This is a genomic window from Streptomyces sp. NPDC051569 (assembly GCF_044454085.1).
Classification (GTDB): Bacteria; Actinomycetota; Actinomycetes; order Streptomycetales; family Streptomycetaceae; genus Streptomyces.
Genome location: NZ_JBITDJ010000016.1, coordinates 133365 through 152168, shown reverse-complemented (window position 1 = coordinate 152168; position 18804 = coordinate 133365). Strand labels below are relative to the sequence as shown.

At 71.3% G+C, this 18804-nt stretch carries 14 protein-coding genes and 1 pseudogene; 13 read left to right on the top strand and 2 right to left on the bottom strand.

The annotated features are described in order from the left end of the window. Window positions 1-36 precede the first annotated feature (36 nt). The 9 genes from ACIBAE_RS22080 (at window position 37) to ACIBAE_RS22040 (ending at window position 9151) form a co-directional block, all read left to right on the top strand. Window positions 37-705 (top strand): two-component system response regulator, encoded by a 669-nt coding sequence (locus tag ACIBAE_RS22080; protein WP_399288181.1) that lies wholly within the window; start codon window positions 37-39, stop codon window positions 703-705. A 116-nt stretch (window positions 706-821) separates the two neighbouring features. Continuing rightward, on the top strand, window positions 822-3656 hold the full coding sequence (locus ACIBAE_RS22075; RefSeq protein ID WP_399288154.1) for a DNA translocase FtsK: 2835 nt from the start codon (window positions 822-824) through the stop codon (window positions 3654-3656). A gap of 219 nt (window positions 3657-3875) precedes the next feature. Further along, complete coding sequence (locus ACIBAE_RS22070) at window positions 3876-4721, top strand: helix-turn-helix domain-containing protein (protein ID WP_399288179.1); 846 nt, start codon at window positions 3876-3878, stop codon at window positions 4719-4721. A 49-nt stretch (window positions 4722-4770) separates the two neighbouring features. Continuing rightward, window positions 4771-6309, top strand: coding sequence for a 30S ribosomal protein S12 methylthiotransferase RimO (rimO, locus tag ACIBAE_RS22065; RefSeq protein WP_399288152.1), 1539 nt, complete (start codon window positions 4771-4773; stop codon window positions 6307-6309). Next, complete coding sequence (pgsA, locus tag ACIBAE_RS22060; RefSeq protein ID WP_399288149.1) at window positions 6306-7007, top strand: CDP-diacylglycerol--glycerol-3-phosphate 3-phosphatidyltransferase; 702 nt, start codon at window positions 6306-6308, stop codon at window positions 7005-7007. The genes rimO and pgsA overlap by 4 nt, the downstream gene beginning before the upstream one ends. A gap of 62 nt (window positions 7008-7069) precedes the next feature. Next, on the top strand, window positions 7070-7561 hold the full coding sequence (locus ACIBAE_RS22055) for a CinA family protein (protein ID WP_399288176.1): 492 nt from the start codon (window positions 7070-7072) through the stop codon (window positions 7559-7561). 109 nt (window positions 7562-7670) lie between these two features. Continuing rightward, window positions 7671-8054: a helix-turn-helix domain-containing protein gene (locus ACIBAE_RS22050; RefSeq protein ID WP_399288146.1), complete on the top strand. Its 384-nt coding sequence runs from the start codon at window positions 7671-7673 to the stop codon at window positions 8052-8054. Between the two features lie 295 nt (window positions 8055-8349). After that, the gene (locus ACIBAE_RS22045; RefSeq protein ID WP_399288143.1) at window positions 8350-8820 is read left to right on the top strand and encodes a Dps family protein; all 471 of its coding nucleotides are present in this window, start codon (window positions 8350-8352) and stop codon (window positions 8818-8820) included. A 73-nt stretch (window positions 8821-8893) separates the two neighbouring features. After that, the gene (locus tag ACIBAE_RS22040) at window positions 8894-9151 is read left to right on the top strand and encodes a hypothetical protein (RefSeq protein WP_399288140.1); all 258 of its coding nucleotides are present in this window, start codon (window positions 8894-8896) and stop codon (window positions 9149-9151) included. A gap of 118 nt (window positions 9152-9269) precedes the next feature. On the opposite strand, the gene ACIBAE_RS22035 is transcribed toward ACIBAE_RS22040, so the two are convergent. Continuing rightward, window positions 9270-13889: an ATP-dependent helicase gene (locus ACIBAE_RS22035; RefSeq protein WP_399288137.1), complete on the bottom strand. Its 4620-nt coding sequence runs from the start codon at window positions 13887-13889 to the stop codon at window positions 9270-9272. A gap of 136 nt (window positions 13890-14025) precedes the next feature. Beyond that, on the bottom strand, window positions 14026-14949 hold the full coding sequence (locus tag ACIBAE_RS22030) for a hypothetical protein (protein ID WP_399288134.1): 924 nt from the start codon (window positions 14947-14949) through the stop codon (window positions 14026-14028). Window positions 14950-15028: 79 nt separating this feature from the next. On the opposite strand from ACIBAE_RS22030, the gene ACIBAE_RS22025 reads away from it, so the two are divergent. The 4 genes and pseudogenes from ACIBAE_RS22025 to recX form a co-directional block, all read left to right on the top strand. After that, complete coding sequence (locus ACIBAE_RS22025; RefSeq protein WP_399288131.1) at window positions 15029-15223, top strand: DUF3046 domain-containing protein; 195 nt, start codon at window positions 15029-15031, stop codon at window positions 15221-15223. Between the two features lie 85 nt (window positions 15224-15308). Further along, window positions 15309-16580: an AI-2E family transporter gene (locus tag ACIBAE_RS22020; RefSeq protein ID WP_399288128.1), complete on the top strand. Its 1272-nt coding sequence runs from the start codon at window positions 15309-15311 to the stop codon at window positions 16578-16580. A 320-nt stretch (window positions 16581-16900) separates the two neighbouring features. Continuing rightward, window positions 16901-18028, top strand: coding sequence for a recombinase RecA (gene recA / locus ACIBAE_RS22015; RefSeq protein WP_399288125.1), 1128 nt, complete (start codon window positions 16901-16903; stop codon window positions 18026-18028). After that, a pseudogene (gene recX / locus ACIBAE_RS22010) lies at window positions 17953-18618 on the top strand (recombination regulator RecX); the annotation flags it as partial. The gene recA and the pseudogene recX, both read left to right, overlap by 76 nt. Window positions 18619-18804: the final 186 nt, after the last annotated feature.

Sequence of the window (18804 nt, the reverse complement as noted above, 5' to 3'; positions counted from 1 at the left end):
GGGCGCCCCACGCCGGGGCGAGGAGGGCGGGTGGCCATGGTGCAGAAGGCCAAGATCCTCCTGGTCGATGACCGGCCGGAGAATCTGCTGGCGCTGGAGGCCATCCTCTCTGCGCTCGATCAGACGCTGGTGCGGGCATCGTCGGGGGAGGAAGCGCTCAAAGCGCTACTGACGGACGACTTCGCGGTCATTCTGCTGGACGTGCAGATGCCGGGGATGGACGGTTTCGAGACCGCCGCGCACATCAAGCGGCGGGAGCGGACCCGCGACATCCCGATCATTTTCCTTACGGCCATCAACCACGGGCCGCACCACACCTTCCGTGGTTACGCGGCGGGCGCGGTGGACTACATCTCGAAGCCGTTCGACCCCTGGGTGCTGCGTGCCAAGGTGTCGGTCTTCGTCGAGCTGTACATGAAGAACTGTCAGCTGAAGGATCAGGCCGAGCTGCTCCGCCTGCAACTGGCGGGAGCGGGCGAGGCCAGGGAGCCGGCCGGTCTGCTGGCTGAACTGTCGGCGCGGCTCGCGGCTGTTGAGGAGCAGGCGGAAGCGCTCTCCAAGCAGCTGGACGACGACGCGGCGGATGCGTCGGCCGTCGCCACGGCCGCCCACCTGGAGCGCAAACTCACCGGGCTGCGACGGGCGCTGGACGCACTGGGACCGGGCGCGGGAAGCGGATCGCCCACGCTTCCGTCGCAGAACTAGACGGAGCGGGGCGGCGGCTGAGTCCGCGTCAGCTCGTCGATCGTCAGGGACGACACGTACGGGTGAAGCGGTGGGCACACGTGTCCGCGGCGGTGTACACCGGTAACCTCACCACCATGGCCTCACGTACGTCCGGCAAGGGTTCCCAGGGCACGGCGGGCACCGCCAAGCCGCGTGCCGGCCGTACGCCTGGCACGGCGAAGGCGGCGGCCGCCCCCAAGGCGGCCGCGAAGAAGGCCGCGCCCCCGAGGAAAGCTCCGGCCAAGGCACCGGCGAAAGCGCCGGCCAGGAAGGCCCCCGCCAGGAAGGCGGCGGCCCGGCCCGCACCCAAACCCGCGCCGTCCCCCACCGGAGGCGTGTACCGGCTCGCACGCGCCCTCTGGCTCGGGGCGGCGCACGGCGTCGGAGCGATGCTGCGCGGCATAGGGCGCGGCGCGAAGGGGCTCGACCCGGCCCATCGCAAGGACGGCGTGGCTCTGTTGCTGCTCGGCCTCGCCCTGGTCATCGCGGCCGGTACCTGGTCGAATCTCCAGGGTCCGGTGGGCGACCTCGTCGAGATGCTCATCACCGGAGCCTTCGGCCGGCTCGATCTGCTCGTGCCGATACTGCTCGGCGCCGTCGCCGTCCGGCTGATCCTGTATCCCGAGAAGCCCGAGGCCAACGGGCGGATCGTCATCGGGCTCTCCGCGCTCGTCCTCGGGGTGCTCGGGCTGGTCCACATCGCCTGCGGCGCCCCCGGCCGGGGCGAGGGCACCGAGGCGATGCAGGACGCGGGCGGGCTCGTCGGCTGGGCCGCCGCCATGCCGCTGATCTTCACCACCGGTGAGGTCCTGGCCGTGCCGCTGCTTCTGCTGCTCACCGTCTTCGGACTGCTGGTGGTCACGGCCACCCCCGTCAACGCCATCCCGAGGCGGCTGCGGCAGCTCGGCTCCCGGCTGGGTGTCATCGAACCCGCCTACGAGCCGGAGCACGTCGGCGACGACGACGAGCGGTACGAGGAGCGGTGGCGCGACTCCCTGGAGTACGACTCCGAGGCCGAGCGGGCGGAGGCGGCGGAGCTCTCCCAGCGGTACCGGCCGCGCAGGGCCTCCGTACAGCCCTCCCTGGGCCGGCCCATGGACGCCGTGGACGTGGCGGCGGCCGCCGCGGCGGCCCTGGACGGCGCCGTGCTCAACGGGATGCCGCCCTCGCCGATCGTCGCCGACCTCACCCAGGGCGTCTCCGTGGAGCGGACCCGGAGGCGGGAGCGGCCCGGTCCGCGGCCGGACGGGGACTCCGGGGAGCGCTCCGTACCCGTGCCGACCGCGCGCGGGGCCGAGAGGCCACCCGCCGCGCCCGCCGCCGTCGCGGACCTGACCGCTCCCGCGCCCGCCGCGGACCCGGCCGAACCCGCCCCGGTCGCCGACCTGACCAAACCCGCGCCCCGGGAGGACAGGCCGCTGCCCGCGCGCGCCGAGCAGCTCCAGCTGCGCGGCGACATCACGTACGCGCTGCCCTCACTGGACCTCCTGGAGCGCGGCGGCCCGGGCAAGACGCGCAGCGCGGCCAACGACAAGGTCGTCGCCTCGCTGACCAACGTCTTCATGGAGTTCAAGGTCGACGCGGCCGTCACCGGCTTCACCCGGGGACCGACGGTCACGCGGTACGAGGTGGAGCTGGGCCCTGCCGTGAAGGTCGAGCGCATCACCGCGCTCACCAAGAACATCGCGTACGCGGTGGCCAGCCCCGATGTCCGGATCATCTCGCCGATTCCCGGCAAGTCCGCCGTCGGTATCGAGATCCCGAACACCGACCGCGAGATGGTCAACCTCGGCGATGTGCTCCGCCTGGCGGACGCGGCGGAGGACGATCACCCGATGCTGGTCGCGCTCGGCAAGGACGTCGAGGGCGGCTATGTGATGGCCAACCTCGCGAAGATGCCCCACCTGCTGGTCGCTGGCGCCACCGGCTCCGGAAAGTCGTCCTGCATCAACTGCCTGATCACGTCCGTGATGGTCCGGGCCACCCCGGAGGACGTCCGGATGGTCCTCGTCGACCCCAAGCGCGTCGAGCTCACCGCGTACGAGGGCATCCCGCACCTGATCACGCCGATCATCACCAACCCCAAGCGGGCCGCCGAGGCCCTCCAGTGGGTCGTACGGGAAATGGACCTGCGCTACGACGACCTCGCCGCCTTCGGCTACCGGCACATCGACGACTTCAACGCGGCCGTGCGCGGCGGCAAGGTCAAGCTGCCCGAGGGCAGCGAGCGCGAGCTGTCGCCTTACCCCTATCTGCTGGTCATCGTGGACGAGCTGGCCGACCTGATGATGGTCGCGCCACGAGACGTCGAGGACGCCATCGTCCGTATCACCCAATTGGCCCGCGCCGCCGGTATCCATCTGGTGCTCGCCACACAGCGGCCCTCGGTCGATGTCGTCACCGGCCTGATCAAGGCGAACGTGCCCTCACGGCTCGCGTTCGCGACATCCTCCCTGGCGGACAGCCGGGTCATCCTCGACCAGCCGGGCGCGGAGAAGCTGATCGGCAAGGGCGACGGCCTGTTCCTCCCGATGGGCGCGAACAAGCCGACCCGGATGCAGGGCGCGTTCGTCACCGAGGACGAGGTCGCGGTGATCGTCCAGCACTGCAAGGATCAGATGGCACCGGTCTTCCGGGAAGACGTCGTGGTCGGCACCGCGAAGAAGAAAGAGATCGACGAGGACATCGGCGACGATCTCGATCTGCTCTGCCAGGCCGCCGAACTCGTCGTCTCCACCCAGTTCGGCTCGACCTCGATGCTCCAGCGGAAGCTGCGCGTCGGCTTCGCCAAGGCCGGCCGGCTGATGGATCTGATGGAGTCGAGAAACATCGTCGGCCCGAGCGAGGGCTCCAAAGCCCGCGACGTCCTCGTGAAGGCGGACGAACTGGATGGTGTACTCGCCGTGATTCGCGGGGAGTCGCCCTCCTGAGGAAGTCCCATACAGCTCCCGGGGAAAACGGAACGCAACCGTTTCCCTTGGCCAGACGTCAAGTTGGGGAGAGGAAGAGCATGATGTCCCTCTACCACGCCGTCCGGCCATTCTGATGGCGTACAAAGTGCATCCGCCCGGTTGCCCCACCCTTTCGTACCACCCATAGACTGAATGTCCAGCAGGTGGCTACACGCTCGAAAGGCGCTCCCCGTGTCCATCGGCAACTCCCCCGACGGCAAAGCCCCCGACGACGCCAACCCCCCGGAAGACGTCAACTCCCCTGAAGAGGAACGGCCTTCGATCGGCCGTACGCTTCAGCAAGCACGCATCGCCGCGAAACTGACGATCGACGAGGTCAGCGGTGCCACCCGGGTGCGCATCCCCATCGTGCACGCGATCGAGCAGGACGACTTCTCCCGCTGCGGCGGCGACGTCTACGCCCGCGGGCACATTCGGATGATCGCCCAGAAGGTCGGACTCGACGCCGAGCCCCTCATCGAGCGGTTCGACGCCGAGCACGGCGGGCGCCCGGCGCCCACGCCCGCGGCGCCGCTGTTCGAGGCGGAGCGGATCCGTCCCGAGCGGCGCCGGCCGAACTGGACCGCCGCCATGGTCGCGGCGATCGTCGCCGTGGCCGGCTTCGTGGGCTTCACCGCGTTCAGCGGTGGGGACGGCGACGGGAAGACCAAGCCGGTCGCCGAAGGGCCGAAGCCCGAGAAGACCAACGTCAAGCCGAGTGCCACCAAGACGGCCGACCCCAAGCCCGACCCGTCGGACAGCGCCATCGCCGCCGCGCCGCGCGACAAGGTCACGGTGAAGCTCTCCGCCACGGACGACAAGAGCTGGATCTCCGCCAAGGCGCACAACGGCAAGCTGCTCTTCGACGGATTGCTCCTGAAGGGTGATTCCAAGACCTTCCAGGACGACGACCAGATCGACCTGATCCTCGGAAACGCCGGGGCGATCGACCTGTTCGTCAACGGCAAGAAGGTCGAGGACGAGTTCGAAACCGGGCAGGTCGAGCGGCTCTCGTACACCAAGGGCGACCCCGAGGTCGGCTGAGCAACCCTGCACGGCAGGGGCGGGGCCAGGACAAAGTAGTCTTAGGCCCATGCCCGAACGCCGTACCGTCGCCCTTGTCACTCTTGGCTGCGCCCGTAACGAGGTGGACTCGGAGGAGCTCGCAGGCCGCTTGGCAGCGGACGGCTGGGAGCTCGTCCAGGACGCCTCGGACGCTGACGTAGCCGTCGTCAACACCTGTGGATTCGTCGAAGCCGCGAAGAAGGACTCCGTCGACGCCCTCCTCGAAGCCAACGATCTCAAGGATCAGGGGAGAACCCAGGCCGTCGTCGCGGTCGGCTGCATGGCCGAGCGCTACGGCAAGGAGCTGGCGCAGGCCCTCCCCGAAGCGGACGGTGTGCTCGGCTTCGACGACTACGCCGACATCTCCGAGCGGCTCCAGACCATCCTCAACGGCGGCATCCACGCCTCCCACACCCCCCGCGACCGCCGCAAGCTGCTGCCGCTCAGCCCCGTCGAGCGGCAGGCCGCCGGCGGGGTGGCCCTGCCGGGGCACGGTGACCTCGCCCCGGCACCCGCCCCGGGGGAGGGCGACCTCCTCGTGGCCCCCGAGGACCTGCCGGAGGGGCTTGCCCCGGCCTCCGGGCCGCGGGCGCCCCTGCGGCGGCGTCTGGACCGCAGCCCCGTCGCCTCCGTGAAGCTCGCGTCCGGCTGCGACCGGCGCTGCTCCTTCTGCGCCATCCCGTCGTTCCGCGGCTCCTTCATCTCCCGCCGTCCCTCCGATGTGCTGGGCGAGACGCGCTGGCTGGCCGAACAGGGCGTCAAGGAGGTCATGCTCGTCTCCGAGAACAACACCTCGTACGGCAAGGACCTCGGCGACATCCGGCTGCTGGAGACGCTGCTGCCCGAGCTGGCGGCCGTCGACGGGATCGAGCGGGTACGCGTCAGCTATCTGCAGCCCGCCGAGATGCGCCCCGGACTGATCGACGTGCTGACGTCGACGCCCAAGATCGCGCCGTACTTCGACCTCTCCTTCCAGCACTCGGCGCCCGGTGTGCTGCGCGCGATGCGCCGCTTCGGAGACACCGAACGCTTCCTGGAGCTGCTGAACACCATCCGCGGCAAGGCGCCGCAGGCCGGCGTCCGCTCCAACTTCATCGTCGGCTTCCCGGGCGAGACCGAGGCGGACTTCGCCGAGCTGGAGCGCTTCCTCACGGGTGCGCGCCTCGACGCGATCGGCGTCTTCGGCTACTCCGACGAGGACGGCACCGAGGCCGCGACGTACGCCGACAAGCTGGACCAGGACGTCATCGACGAGCGTCTGGCGCATCTGTCGCGGCTCGCCGAGGAACTGACCGCCCAGCGCGCCGAGGAGCGGCTCGGCGAGAGCCTTGAGGTGCTCGTCGAATCGGTCGACCCGGACAGCGACGAGGAGCCTGCGGTGGGCCGGGCGGCGCACCAGGCGCCCGAGACGGACGGTCAGGTGATCTTCACGTCGGGCGAGGGCCTGGTTCCCGGCCGGATGGTCGACGCGAAGGTGGTCGGCACCGAGGGAGTGGACCTCGTCGTCGAATACCACGGCCTGACGGGGGACGGATCCCGGACCCTGGGCGAGGGGGCGGCCAGATGACCGGAGTCCCGGCGTCCGCGGCCGGCGGCGCCGGTGCGCAGCCGGTGGCGGGCGGCGCCGGTGCCAAGCAGGGGTCCGGGCCCGGGGGCAAGCTGGGGGCCGTGGCGGTCAATCAGGCCAGTCTCTGGAACATCGCCAATATTCTGACCATGGTGCGGCTGGCACTCGTGCCGGGCTTCGTGCTGCTGATGGTCCAGGCAGGCGGCTTCGATCCCGCCTGGCGTGCCTGGGCGTGGGCGGCTTTCGCCGTCGCCATGATCACGGACATCTTCGACGGCCACCTGGCCCGTACGTACAACCTGGTCACCGACTTCGGGAAGATCGCCGACCCGATCGCGGACAAGGCGATCATGGGCGCGGCGCTGCTCTGCCTCTCCGCGCTCGGTGACCTGCCGTGGTGGGTGACGGGGGTCATCCTCTTCCGTGAACTCGGGATCACGGTGATGCGCTTCTGGGTGATCCGGCACGGGGTCATTCCGGCCAGTCGCGGGGGCAAGGTGAAGACCCTGGCGCAGGGCACGGCCACGGGGATGTACGTGCTGGCGCTGACCGGGCCGCTGGCCACGCTGCGGTTCTGGGTGATGGCCCTCGCCGTCGTGCTGACGGTGCTCACCGGCCTGGACTACGTGCGACAGGCGGTCGTACTGCGGCGCCAGGGGCTCGCCGCGGAGCGGGCCGCGGCGGAGTCCGCGCGGTGACGGACGCTCCGGCTCCGGTCCGCGCGGCGAATGACGCCGCGCCCGGAGCCGGCGCGGCGCGGGTGCTGGCGCTGCTGGCGGAGCGCGGGGCCACGCTGGCCGTCGCGGAGTCCCTGACCGGCGGTCTGGTGGCCGCGGAGCTGACATCGGTCCCCGGCGCCTCCCGGACCTTCCGCGGGTCCGTCACGGCCTACGCGACGGATCTCAAACGGGACATTCTGGGCGTCGACAGTCCCCTCCTGGCCGAGCGTGGCGCGGTGGACCCGGAGGTCGCGCGCCAGATGGCGGCCGGGGTGCGGCGGGTGCTCGGGGCCGACTGGGGTGCGGCGACGACCGGCGTGGCGGGACCCGATCCGCAGGACGGACAGCCCGTGGGCACCGTGTACGTCGCGGTCGCGGGACCGGAAGACACCTGGAATGTGAGCGCTCTGCGGTTGAACGGCGACCGGGCGGACATCCGTAAGGAGAGCGTGCGCAGTGTGCTCGCCCTGCTCCTGGGCGAACTCTCCGGGAACGCGCGGGCACAGGATACGGAACAGAACGGGGGGAATTGATGTTTGCAGCCCTGAGTGAACACGACATCGCTCCCCGCACGGCCGCAGCGCGAGGCGGTACGGTGGGGCGTGAAGGATGCGGCTACGCGGTCCGAGGAGGGAGCCACCGATGATTCTGCTCCGTCGCCTGCTGGGTGACGTGCTGCGTCGGCAGCGCCAGCGCCAGGGCCGTACTCTGCGCGAAGTCTCCTCGTCCGCCCGAGTCTCGCTCGGCTATCTCTCCGAGGTGGAGCGGGGGCAGAAGGAGGCATCCTCCGAGCTGCTCTCCGCCATTTGCGACGCGCTTGACGTACGGATGTCCGAGCTCATGCGTGAAGTGAGCGACGAACTGTCGTTGGCCGAGCTGGCTGCGTCGGCGACGGCCAATGAGCCGGTGCCTGCGCCAGTACGCCCAATGCTCAATTCCGTCTCTGTGACGTCGGTGGCCGGTGTGCCGACGGAGCGGGTGACAATCAAGGTGCCTGCGGAGGCGGTGGACGTGGTCGCCGCCTAGGTCCTGTTCCCGCGAAGGTCCGCGGGACAGGCCCGGTGTCGTGGCCGGCGACGTTTGCCCGACAGGGCGAGGCGCGCCGGGAACGGCACGGGATTCCGTAGCGTTCGACCTCAGCCCCGGCCGGTCCCTGTGACCGGCCGGGGCTTAGTCGTTCTCGCAGGCGTGCGTGCCGTCTCAGCCGTCGCCCCGGCGATCGTCTCCGATGCCGTTCCAAATGCCTGCTTTTGTGTGATTTGTGCCATGGTGGAAAGTGCGTGCGAACGCGATATCCGACGAACGGAACCGGAGGACATGCATGTCTGTCGTGAAGAGTTCCCTGTCCGAGGAGAACCTGAAGCTGGTCGGTGAGGCGTTGCAGGGCGCGCTCGTGGATCTGGTGGATCTCTCGCTGGTCGCCAAGCAGGTCCACTGGAACATCGTCGGTCCGCGCTTCCGCTCCGTACATCTGCAGCTCGACGAGGTCGTGACCACGGCGCGCCAGCACTCGGACACGGTGGCGGAGCGCGCCTCCGCGATCGGGGTGACGCCGGACGGGCGGGCCGGGACGGTGGCGGCGACGAGCGCGATCGGTACGGTGCCCAACGGGTGGATCAAGGACGCGGACGCCGTGCGGCTCATGGTGGACGCGCTCGGTGCGGTGATCACGCGGATGCGTGAACGCGTCGAGGTGACGGATGAACCGGACCCGGTGACCCAGGACGTACTGATCCAGGTGACGGCGGACCTGGAGAAGCACGCCTGGATGTTCCAGGCGGAGAGCGCGTAGTCCGTTCTGGATGCGGCGCGGGCGGGGCCGGGGGAGACTGCGGAGAGCGACCGGCCGGCCGGAGGAGGCACCCTTGGCAAGGCGATGGATCCTTCCGCCGGCCCTCGCCCTGGGCGGTGTGTGGTGGTGGGCCGTCCTGCGGCTCGCCCTGGCGCCGGACCATGCCGGGGCCGTCGAGGGGGCGATAGCCGCGGGCGGCTGGGGGTTGAGCCTGCTCCCGGTGCATGTCACGTCGTCGCGGCGGCGGGCAGGGTCGCGGCGGGCAGAGGGGAAAACCGCCGGGCCGGAGCGCCCTCCCCTCGCTGAGGGGTCGTCAACTGCCCTGCTCTGAAGCACGTCTGCTCTGTACCTGAGTCCGAGACGCTCGGGCCCTCGCGCCTGCCGTCTCGCGCCCGCCTCTCACACCCGCCTCTCACACCCGCCTCTCACACCCGCCTCTCACACCCGCCTTACGCCCGCAGCCGCAGGCCCCTCGGGGTGGCGTGGAAGCCCGCCGACTCCAGGGTGCGGCCCAGAGGCGAGGTCAGGGCCGCGGCTCCGTTGGCCCGCTCCACCGTGACGGTGCCGAGCGCGCCCCGGCGCGCCGCCCCCGCCAGGGCCTCGGCGGCCGCGCGCAGCGCGGGGTCCTCCGGGTCCGCGGGCCAGGCCAGCAGCGTTTTGCCGCCGCGCTCCATGTAGAGGGTGAGCTCGCCGTCGACGAGGACGACCAGCGAACCGGCCTTGCGGCCCGGCTTGTGGCCGGCGCCGGAGGGTGGCTCGGGCCAGGGCAGCGCCGCCCCATAGGCGTTGGCGGGGTCGGCCGCGGCCAGGACCACGGCGCGGGGAGCCGCCGGGGATGCGGCGCGGTCGCGGGCCGTCGCCGCCGCGCGCAGCCGGTCGACCGCGCCGTCCATCGCGAACTGCGCGGCGCCCAGCCCTTCGACGACATAGCCGCGGCGGGCCTGACCGCTGTCCTCGAAGGCGGACAGCACGCGGTACGTCGCCGAGAAGCCGCCTTCGACACCTTCGGCTGCCACCGCCCCCCGGGTCACCACGCCGTGCCGGTCCAGGAGCGTACGGGCCAGTGCGTGGGCACGGTGCGTGGCGTCCGGCTCCTGGGCGGGCAGCAGCGACCAGCGGCCGCTGACCGTCGGCGGGCCGGTCCGGGAGGCGGTCCTGGCGGCGGCGGTGAGGGTGCCGTACCGTCCGCGCGGCACCGGGCGGCGCGCGCGATGCGCCGTCGACCCCGCCGTGCGGCCGGAACCGAGCAGCGCGCGCAGCGGCGCCAGGGTGTCGTTCGTGAGCCGGCCCGACCAGGCCAGGTCCCACAGGGCGTCGGCCAGTTGGGGATCGGCCGCGTCGGGGTGCGTGGTGGCGCGGACCTGGTCGGCGATCTGCCGGAAGAACAGGCCGTAGCCCCCCGAGAGCGTGGTGAGCACCGACTCGTGAAGGGCGGTCAGCTCCAGAGGGTGCGGAGGAGGAAGCAACAGCGGTGCGGCGTCGGCGAGATAGAGGGAGACCCAGCCGTCCTTGCCGGGCAGGGCGCCCGCTCCGGCCCACAGGACCTCGCCCGTGGTGGTCAGTTCGTCCAGCAGCGCGGGTGTGTAACCGGAGACCCGGGACGGGAGGATCAGTCTCTCCAGGGCCGAGGCCGGGACGGGAGCGCCCTGCAACTGCTCGACGGCCCGGGCCAGTCCGTCGATTCCGCGCAGGCCGTTGCCGCCCAGATGCTGCCACTGGGGGAGGAAGGTGGCGAGTGTGGCGGGCGCCACCGGCTCCAGCTCCTGACGCAGTGCGGCCAGGGAGCGGCGGCGAAGCCTGCGCAGCACGGTGGCGTCGCACCACTCCTGCCCGATTCCCGACGGATGGAACTCACCCTGGACGACCCGGCCGCTCGCGGCGAGGCGCTGCAGGGCGCCGTCCGTGACCGCTGTGCCCAGGCCGAAGCGTTCGGCGGCCGTGGACGAGGTGAAAGGGCCGTGCGTACGGGCGTGCCGGGCGAGGAGATCGCCGAGGGGGTCCTTGACCGGCTCGGTGAACGCTTCGGGGACACCGACCGGCAGTGCCGTGCCCAGCGCGTCGCGCAGCCGTCCCGCGTCCTCGACGGCCGCCCAGTGGTCGGCCCCGCCGATCCGGACCTTGATGGCGCGGCGGGCCGCGGCGAGATCCCCGGCCCATGCCGGCCGCGCCCCCCGCTCGGTCAGCTCTCCGTCGGTGAGCGGCCCGAGAACGCGCAGCAGGTCGGCGACGCCCTCGACATCCTTGACGCGCCGGTCCTCCGTGAGCCACTGGAGCTCCTGCTCCAGGTCGGTGAGCACGTCCGGGTCGAGCAGCTCACGCAGCTCGGCCTGCCCGAGCAGCTCGGCGAGCAGACGTGAGTCGAGGGACAGCGCGGCGGCCCGCCGCTCCGCCAGGGGTGAGTCGCCCTCGTACAGGAACTGCGCGACATAGCCGAAGAGGAGCGACCGGGCGAAGGGGGAGGGCTCCGGGGTGGTGACCTCGATCAGCCGCACCCGCCGGGATTCGATGTCGCCCATGAGCTCGGTGAGACCGGGCACGTCGAAGACATCCTGCAGGCACTCCCGGACGGCCTCCAGCACGATCGGGAAAGAACCGAACTCGCTCGCCACCTGGAGGAGTTGGGCGGCGCGCTGACGCTGCTGCCACAGCGGGGTGCGCTTGCCCGGGCTGCGACGGGGAAGGAGCAGCGCCCGCGCGGCGCACTCCCGGAACCGGGAGGCGAACAGCGCGGAGCCGCCGATCTGGTCGGTGACGATCCCACTGATGTCGCCCCGGTCGAAGGCGACGTCGGCGGCCCCGATGGGGGCCTGTTCACTGTCGAAGGCCGTGCCGGTGCGGTCGGCTTCGTCGTCGAGGAGGTCCAGACCCATCAGGTCGGCGTCGGGAAGCCGCAGCACGATGCCGTCGTCGGCGTGCATGACCTGCGCGTCCATGCCGTACCGCTCGGCGAGGCGGGCCCCCAGGGCCAGCGCCCACGGTGCGTGCACCTGGGCGCCGAAGGGGGAGTGCACCACCACGCGCCAGTCGCCCAGTTCGTCGCGGAACCGCTCGACGAGGATCGTCCGGTCGTCGGGAATGTGGCCGCAGGCGCGGCGCTGCTCGTCGAGATACGCCAGTACGTTGTCGGCGGCCCAGGCGTCGAGCCCCGCGGTCAGCAGCCGCAGCCGGGCGTCCTCCTCGGAGAGGGAGCCGACCTCGCGCAGGAACGCGCCCACCGCGCGGCCCAGTTCCAGCGGGCGGCCCAGCTGGTCGCCCTTCCAGAAGGGCAGCCGGCCCGGGGTGCCCGGGGCGGGGGTGACCAGGACACGGTCACGGGTGATGTCCTCGATCCGCCAGGACGAGGTGCCCAGGGTGAAGACATCGCCCACCCGGGACTCGTACACCATCTCCTCGTCCAGCTCACCGACCCGGCCGCCGCCCTTCTTGGGGTCCGACCCGGCCAGGAAGACGCCGAAGAGGCCGCGGTCGGGGATGGTGCCCCCTGAGGTCACCGCGAGCCGCTGCGCGCCCGGCCGGCCGGTGACCGTACCGCCGACGCGGTCCCACACCACGCGCGGGCGCAGCTCCGCGAAGGCATCGGAGGGATAGCGCCCGGCGAGCATGTCGAGCACGCCGGTGAAGGCGGACTCCGGCAGCGACGCGAACGGCGCGGCCCGGCGGACCAGGGCGAGCAGATCGTCGGCCTGCCTGCCCTCCAGGGCGACCATGGCGACCAGCTGCTGCGCCAGCACGTCCAGCGGATTGGACGGGACGCGCAGCGCTTCGATGGAACCGCCGCGCATCCGCTCGGTGACCACGGCGGCCTGTACGAGGTCGCCCCGGTACTTGGGGAAGACGACACCGGTGGAGACGGCGCCCACCTGGTGGCCGGCGCGGCCGACCCGCTGGAGGCCGGAGGCGACCGAGGGCGGTGACTCGACCTGGACGACCAGATCCACCGCCCCCATGTCGATGCCCAGCTCCAGACTGGACGTGGCCACGACGGCGGGCAGCCGGCCCGCCTTGAGGTCCTCCTCGACCTGCGCGCGCTGCTCCTTGGACACGGAGCCGTGGTGCGCGCGGGCCAGCAGGGCGGGCGCGCCCTTGGCCGCGCCCGACTCGGCCATGATCTCGGCAGGGGCGTGTGCCTCGGGCATCGGCTGCCCGGTCGCACGCTCGTACGCGATCTCGTTGAGCCGGTTGCACAGGCGCTCGGCCAGGCGGCGGGAGTTGGCGAAGACGATCGTGGAGCGGTGCGCCTGGATGAGATCGGCGATCCGCTCCTCCACATGCGGCCAGATCGACGGCTTCTCCGCGCCGGCCGTCTCCGACGCGGGCGACCCGCCGAGCTCGCCGAGGTCCCGCACCGGGACGACGACGGAGAGGTCGAACTCCTTGCCGGAGGGCGGCTGGACGATCTCCACCCGGCGCTGGGGCGACAGATACCGGGCCACCTCCTCCACCGGGCGCACCGTCGCCGACAGCCCGATCCGGCGGGCCGGGCGCGGCAGCAGCTCGTCGAGCCGCTCCAGGGACAGCGCGAGATGGGCACCCCGCTTCGTCCCGGCGACGGCGTGCACCTCGTCGAGGATCACCGTCTCGATCCCCGCGAGCGCGTCCCGCGCCGAGGACGTGAGCATCAGGAACAGCGATTCCGGGGTGGTGATCAGAATGTCCGGCGGTCTGGTGGCCATCGACCGGCGCTCAGCGGCCGGGGTGTCGCCGGAGCGGATACCGACGCGCACCTCGGGCTCAGGCAGCCCGCGCCGTGCGGACTCCTGCCGGATTCCCGTGAGCGGGCTGCGCAGATTCCGTTCCACATCGACGGCGAGGGCCTTGAGCGGAGACACGTACAGCACCCGGCAGCGCTTCTTCGCCTCGGCGGGCGGGGGCACCGACGCCAGCCGGTCCAGGGCGGCGAGGAAGGCGGCCAGGGTCTTGCCGGAGCCGGTCGGGGCCACGACGAGCACGTCGGAGCCCTCCCCGATGGCACGCCAGGCCCCTTCCTGCGCCGGGGTGGGCGCGGGGAAAGCCCCCGTGAACCAGCCGCGGGTCGCGGGAGAGAAGGAGTCGAGCGCGGTCCGTGCCATGCCCCCATCGTGCACCCGGCCACTGACAATCGCCCGGACCTGGGAAAACAGCCGTCGCGGCGCCTCCGTGATGCGTCGGCGGTGCCGTCGCGGTGTTCGCCGGGCCGACCGGTGTTCGCCGCGCCGGCCGGCGTGGTCAGCCGACGGGACGGCCGTAGGCCCCTAGCGTCCGCAGCGCCTCGATGGTCACGATCGGCCGCCACTCCAGCGCGGTGCCCGGAGCCCAGGCGTGCCAGGTGACCGGCCAGCCGCCGTCCTCCCTCTGGCAGCCGGCGAGGAAGTCCAGCGACCGCTCCATCTCCTCCGCCGTGAACCAGCGCCGGGCCAGCGACCCCGGCACCCGCGCGTAGTCGTGCGGAAAGTGGTGCTCGCCCGGCGCGTATCCCGGAGACACCGGGTACTCCGCACGGCGCTCCGGATCCAGCACCGCCAGTCCGCCCTCCCGCACCAGCCGGCCGAGCCGGTCGGCCGCCGCCTCGGCCCGCGCCCGGTCGGGGACGCCGTCCAGGAAGGCGACGGCGGCCTCCACCTCGTACGGATGCGACTCCTCCAGCGACTCGACGGCCGCCCAGCAGAAGTCGGTGGCGCGGAAGAGCCAGGCGTGCCAGACCTCGTTGCGATGCAGCAGCCCGGCCACCGGACCGGTCGCCAGCAGGTCGCCCGGCGGGTCGTCGACGACCGGGAGGAAGGGCGCGAACGGATAGCCGCGCAGGGAGGGGTGGAGCGCGGGCAGCGCCCCCTCCGGCGTTGTCACCGCCGTGAGATAGCGGCAGATCCGCTCGACCCGCGCCCCGTCGCAACGCCCGATGGAGTCGAGGACACGCAGCGCGTGCGCCGTGTGGAGAGGCTGGCTGACCGGGCCCCGCAGATCGGGTTCGAGCGCGTGGCCGTATCCGTCGTCCTCGTTGCGGTACGCCAGGAGGGCCGCTTCCACGGGCTCCTCCCCGCCGTCCAGGAAGTGGTACGCGAACCGTCGCTGTTCGAGGACCCGCGCCGTCAGCCAGATGAAGTGCTCGGCGCGGGCGAGGGGGGAAGCGGTGGTTGCTGTGGTGGCGGCCATGCTCCGACCGTAGGGCGGAAACGTTCGGCGGCGGAAGGGACAGGCCGGGCTGCACTCTCAGGGGCGCGATACTGAGGGCATGCGGTTGACGATTTTCTGGGAACGGATGGCGGACCACTTCGGTGCGGTCTACGCCGATTCCTTCGCCCGTGACCATGTGATGGCCGAACTGGGCGGTCGGACGGTGCACGAGGCACTGGACGCCGGCTGGGAGGCGAAGGACGTCTGGCGCGCGGTCTGCGCCGCCATGGGCGTCCCCGCCGACAGACGGTGACGCGACCCGGCCGGAGGCCGGCCGGCGCCACGATCCCCGGCCACTCGCGTCATCGCTTGTCCCACCGGTAGGCGAGACTGGCTCCGTGGCACCGACTGACGAGACCGAACCGGACATTCAACGGCTGATCCCGCCTCAGCCCACCTCCCCGGGTGCGCCGCCGTCCACGGCCGGCGCCGCGGGCGAATCCACGGCCGACGGAGGCGGGGCCCGCATGCCCCGCTGGCTGCCGCGCGCGATGATCCTCGCACTGGCGCTCGTCGCCTGCTTCCAGCTGGGCAGCTGGGCGTTCCATCAGCTCATCGGGCTGTTGATCAACGTGCTGATCGCTTTCTTCCTGGCTCTGGCGGTCGAACCGGCCGTGAGCCGGATGTCGGCCGGCGGTATGCGGCGTGGACTCGCCACCTTCCTGGTCTTCTTCGGGGTGGTGATCGCGAGCGCCGGATTCGTGGCCATGCTCGGCTCGATCCTGGCGGGCCAGATCGTCACCATGGTCGAGGGCTTCCCCCAGTACCTCGACTCGGTGATCAACTGGGCGAACGACACCTTCCACACGGAGCTGTCCCGGGTCGCCGTGCAGGACAGTCTGATCCACTCCGACTGGCTGCAGAGGTATGTGCAGAACAGCGCGACGGGAGTGCTCGACGTCTCCACGACCGTGCTGGGCGGTCTGTTCCGGCTGCTGACGATCTTCCTGTTCTCGTTCTATTTCGCGGCGGACGGGCCACGGCTGCGGCGCGCGCTCTGTTCCGTACTGCCGCCGGCCAAGCAGGCGGAAGTGCTGCGCGCCTGGGAGATCGCGGTCGCCAAGACCGGCGGCTACCTCTACTCACGCGGCCTGATGGCGCTGGTATCCGGTATCGCGCACTACATCCTGCTGGAGATCCTGGGTGTGCCGTACGCCCCGGCGCTCGCGGTGTGGGTCGGCCTGGTCTCGCAGTTCATCCCCACCATCGGCACCTATCTGGCCGGCGCCCTGCCGATGCTGATCGCCTTCACCGTGAACCCCTGGTACGCCGTCTGGGTGCTCGGATTCGTGCTCATCTATCAGCAGTTCGAGAACTACGTACTCCAGCCCAAGCTCACCGCCAGGACCGTGGACATCCACCCCGCGGTGGCCTTCGGCTCGGTCGTCGCGGGTACGGCGCTGCTGGGGGCGGTCGGCGCGCTGATCGCGATCCCGGCGGTCGCCACGCTGCAGGCGTTCCTCGGTGCGTATGTGAAGCGGTACGACGTGACGGACGACCCGCGGGTGCGGGGCCGCGCTCCGCGGGGGGACGGGACGCTTCCGCGCAGGGTGCGGCGCGCGCCGCGCGCGGACGCGGGCGGCCGGCCGGAGGACCTGCCGCCCGCGTAGTCGCCGGTGCAGGTGTCCCGTGACATCTGGATCCCTCGCCGACATACCCGTTCGCCCGAGGGCAGGGCCGACCTGCCACAGGAACCGGGAACGCGGTCGCCCGTGCACGGAGCGTCGCGTGGCGCGCTTGACATTAAAATCGAACATCTATTCTTATGAGGTGGGGGGCCGACGTTTCCCGGGTCGGCCGACACGGGTATGGCGGTGGAGTTGTCCACAGAGTTGTCCACAGGCCGGGAGGGCGTCGGGACGCGTTGTCAGTGGCAGGGGATAGCGTCTTTGATGTGAAGCGATCGACTCAAGCAAATCGGGTGGAATCCATGGCAGGAACCGACCGCGAGAAGGCGCTCGACGCCGCCCTCGCACAGATTGAACGGCAATTCGGCAAGGGCGCGGTGATGCGCCTCGGCGAGCGGCCGAACGAGCCCATCGAAGTGATCCCCACCGGATCGACCGCGCTCGACGTCGCGCTCGGTGTCGGCGGTCTGCCGCGCGGCCGCGTGGTGGAGGTGTACGGCCCGGAGTCCTCCGGCAAGACGACGCTGACGCTGCACGCCGTGGCGAACGCGCAGAAGGCCGGCGGCACGGTGGCCTTCGTGGACGCCGAGCACGCCCTTGACCCCGAGTACGCGAAGAAGCTCGGCGTCGACATCGACAACCTGCTCCTGTCCCAGCCGGACAACGGTGAGCAGGCACTGGAGATCGTGGACATGCTGGTCCGCTCCGGGGCGCTCGACCTGATCGTCATCGACTCCGTGGCCGCCCTGGTGCCGCGCGCGGAGATCGAGGGTGAGATGGGTGACTCGCACGTCGGTCTGCAGGCGCGACTGATGAGCCAGGCGCTCCGGAAGATCACCAGCGCGCTCAACCAGTCCAAGACCACCGCGATCTTCATCAACCAGCTCCGCGAGAAGATCGGTGTGATGTTCGGCTCGCCGGAGACCACGACCGGTGGCCGCGCGCTCAAGTTCTACGCCTCGGTGCGCCTCGACATCCGTCGTATCGAGACCCTGAAGGACGGCACCGACGCCGTCGGCAACCGCACCCGCGTCAAGGTCGTCAAGAACAAGGTCGCGCCGCCCTTCAAGCAGGCCGAGTTCGACATCCTCTACGGCCATGGCATCAGCCGCGAGGGCGGCCTGATCGACATGGGCGTGGAGCACGGCTTCGTACGGAAGGCCGGCGCCTGGTACACGTACGAGGGCGACCAGCTCGGCCAGGGCAAGGAGAACGCCCGCAACTTCCTCAAGGACAATCCCGATCTCGCCAATGAGATCGAGAAGAAGATCCTGGAGAAGCTGGGTATCGGCGTCAGGCCGGAGGCCACGGCGGCCGAGCCCGGCGCGGACGCGGCCACCGCTCCCGCCCCGGCCGACGATCCGGTGAAGTCCGTACCCGCCACTGCCGCCAAGGCCAGGTCGGCCAAGGCGGCCACGGCCAAGAGTTAGTCCGTACCGTGCCGTACGCGAAGAGGCGACGAACGGAACGACCGGGCGAGCACCCGGCCCCGGCGGGGGCCGGGCCGGAGTCGCCACCCCAGGATCCGGCGGAGCGGGCGAGGGCGATCTGTCTGCGCCTGCTCACCGGGACTCCGCGCACCCGTCAACAGCTGGCGGACGCGCTGGCGAAGCGGGACATCCCCGAGGACGTCGCCGAGGAGGTGCTCTCGCGGTTCGAGGACGTGGGGCTGATCGACGACGCGGCGTTCGCGGACGCCTGGGTGGAGTCCCGGCACCACGGCCGGGGCCTCGCCCGGCGGGCTCTCGCGCGGGAGCTGCGCACGAAGGGGGTCGACGCGGCTCTGATCGACGAGGCGGTCGGACAGCTCGACTCCGATCAGGAGGAGGCCACCGCCCGCGAGCTCGTCTCCCGCAAGCTCCGGGCCACCCGTGGTCTGGAGCGCGACAGACGGCTGCGCCGGCTCGCGTCCATGCTGGCCCGCAAGGGGTATGCCGAGGGGATGGCGCTGCGGGTGGTCAGGCAGGCGCTGGAGGAGGAGGGCGAAGACACCGAGGGGCTGGACGAGAGCTTTTCCTAGGACCGGCGTGGGCTCGTACGCCCCCGTACGCCACCCGCACCGTTTCCGGGCCGTCTCCTGTGGTCTTTTCCGGCCGTCTTCGTCTCGTCGTGGTCTTCGTGGTCTTCGTGCGCAGGGACCGGTTTCCGCTTGGACGAGCGCCTCCGCACCGGACAGCACCGCGACCTGCCGGGGGTCACCGGGCTG

Excerpts from the sequence above, each read along its gene's own strand:
- ACIBAE_RS22080 (WP_399288181.1), top strand. The coding sequence starts at position 37 with ATGGTGCAGAAGGCCAAGATCCTCCTGGTCGATGACCGGCCGGAGAAT.
- ACIBAE_RS22075 (WP_399288154.1), top strand. The coding sequence starts at position 822 with ATGGCCTCACGTACGTCCGGCAAGGGTTCCCAGGGCACGGCGGGCACC.
- rimO (WP_399288152.1), top strand. The coding sequence starts at position 4,771 with ATGCCCGAACGCCGTACCGTCGCCCTTGTCACTCTTGGCTGCGCCCGT.
- pgsA (WP_399288149.1), top strand. The coding sequence starts at position 6,306 with ATGACCGGAGTCCCGGCGTCCGCGGCCGGCGGCGCCGGTGCGCAGCCG.
- ACIBAE_RS22050 (WP_399288146.1), top strand. The coding sequence starts at position 7,671 with ATGATTCTGCTCCGTCGCCTGCTGGGTGACGTGCTGCGTCGGCAGCGC.
- ACIBAE_RS22045 (WP_399288143.1), top strand. The coding sequence starts at position 8,350 with ATGTCTGTCGTGAAGAGTTCCCTGTCCGAGGAGAACCTGAAGCTGGTC.
- ACIBAE_RS22035 (WP_399288137.1), bottom strand. The coding sequence starts at position 13,889 with ATGGCACGGACCGCGCTCGACTCCTTCTCTCCCGCGACCCGCGGCTGG.
- ACIBAE_RS22030 (WP_399288134.1), bottom strand. The coding sequence starts at position 14,949 with ATGGCCGCCACCACAGCAACCACCGCTTCCCCCCTCGCCCGCGCCGAG.
- ACIBAE_RS22025 (WP_399288131.1), top strand. The coding sequence starts at position 15,029 with ATGCGGTTGACGATTTTCTGGGAACGGATGGCGGACCACTTCGGTGCG.
- recA (WP_399288125.1), top strand. The coding sequence starts at position 16,901 with ATGGCAGGAACCGACCGCGAGAAGGCGCTCGACGCCGCCCTCGCACAG.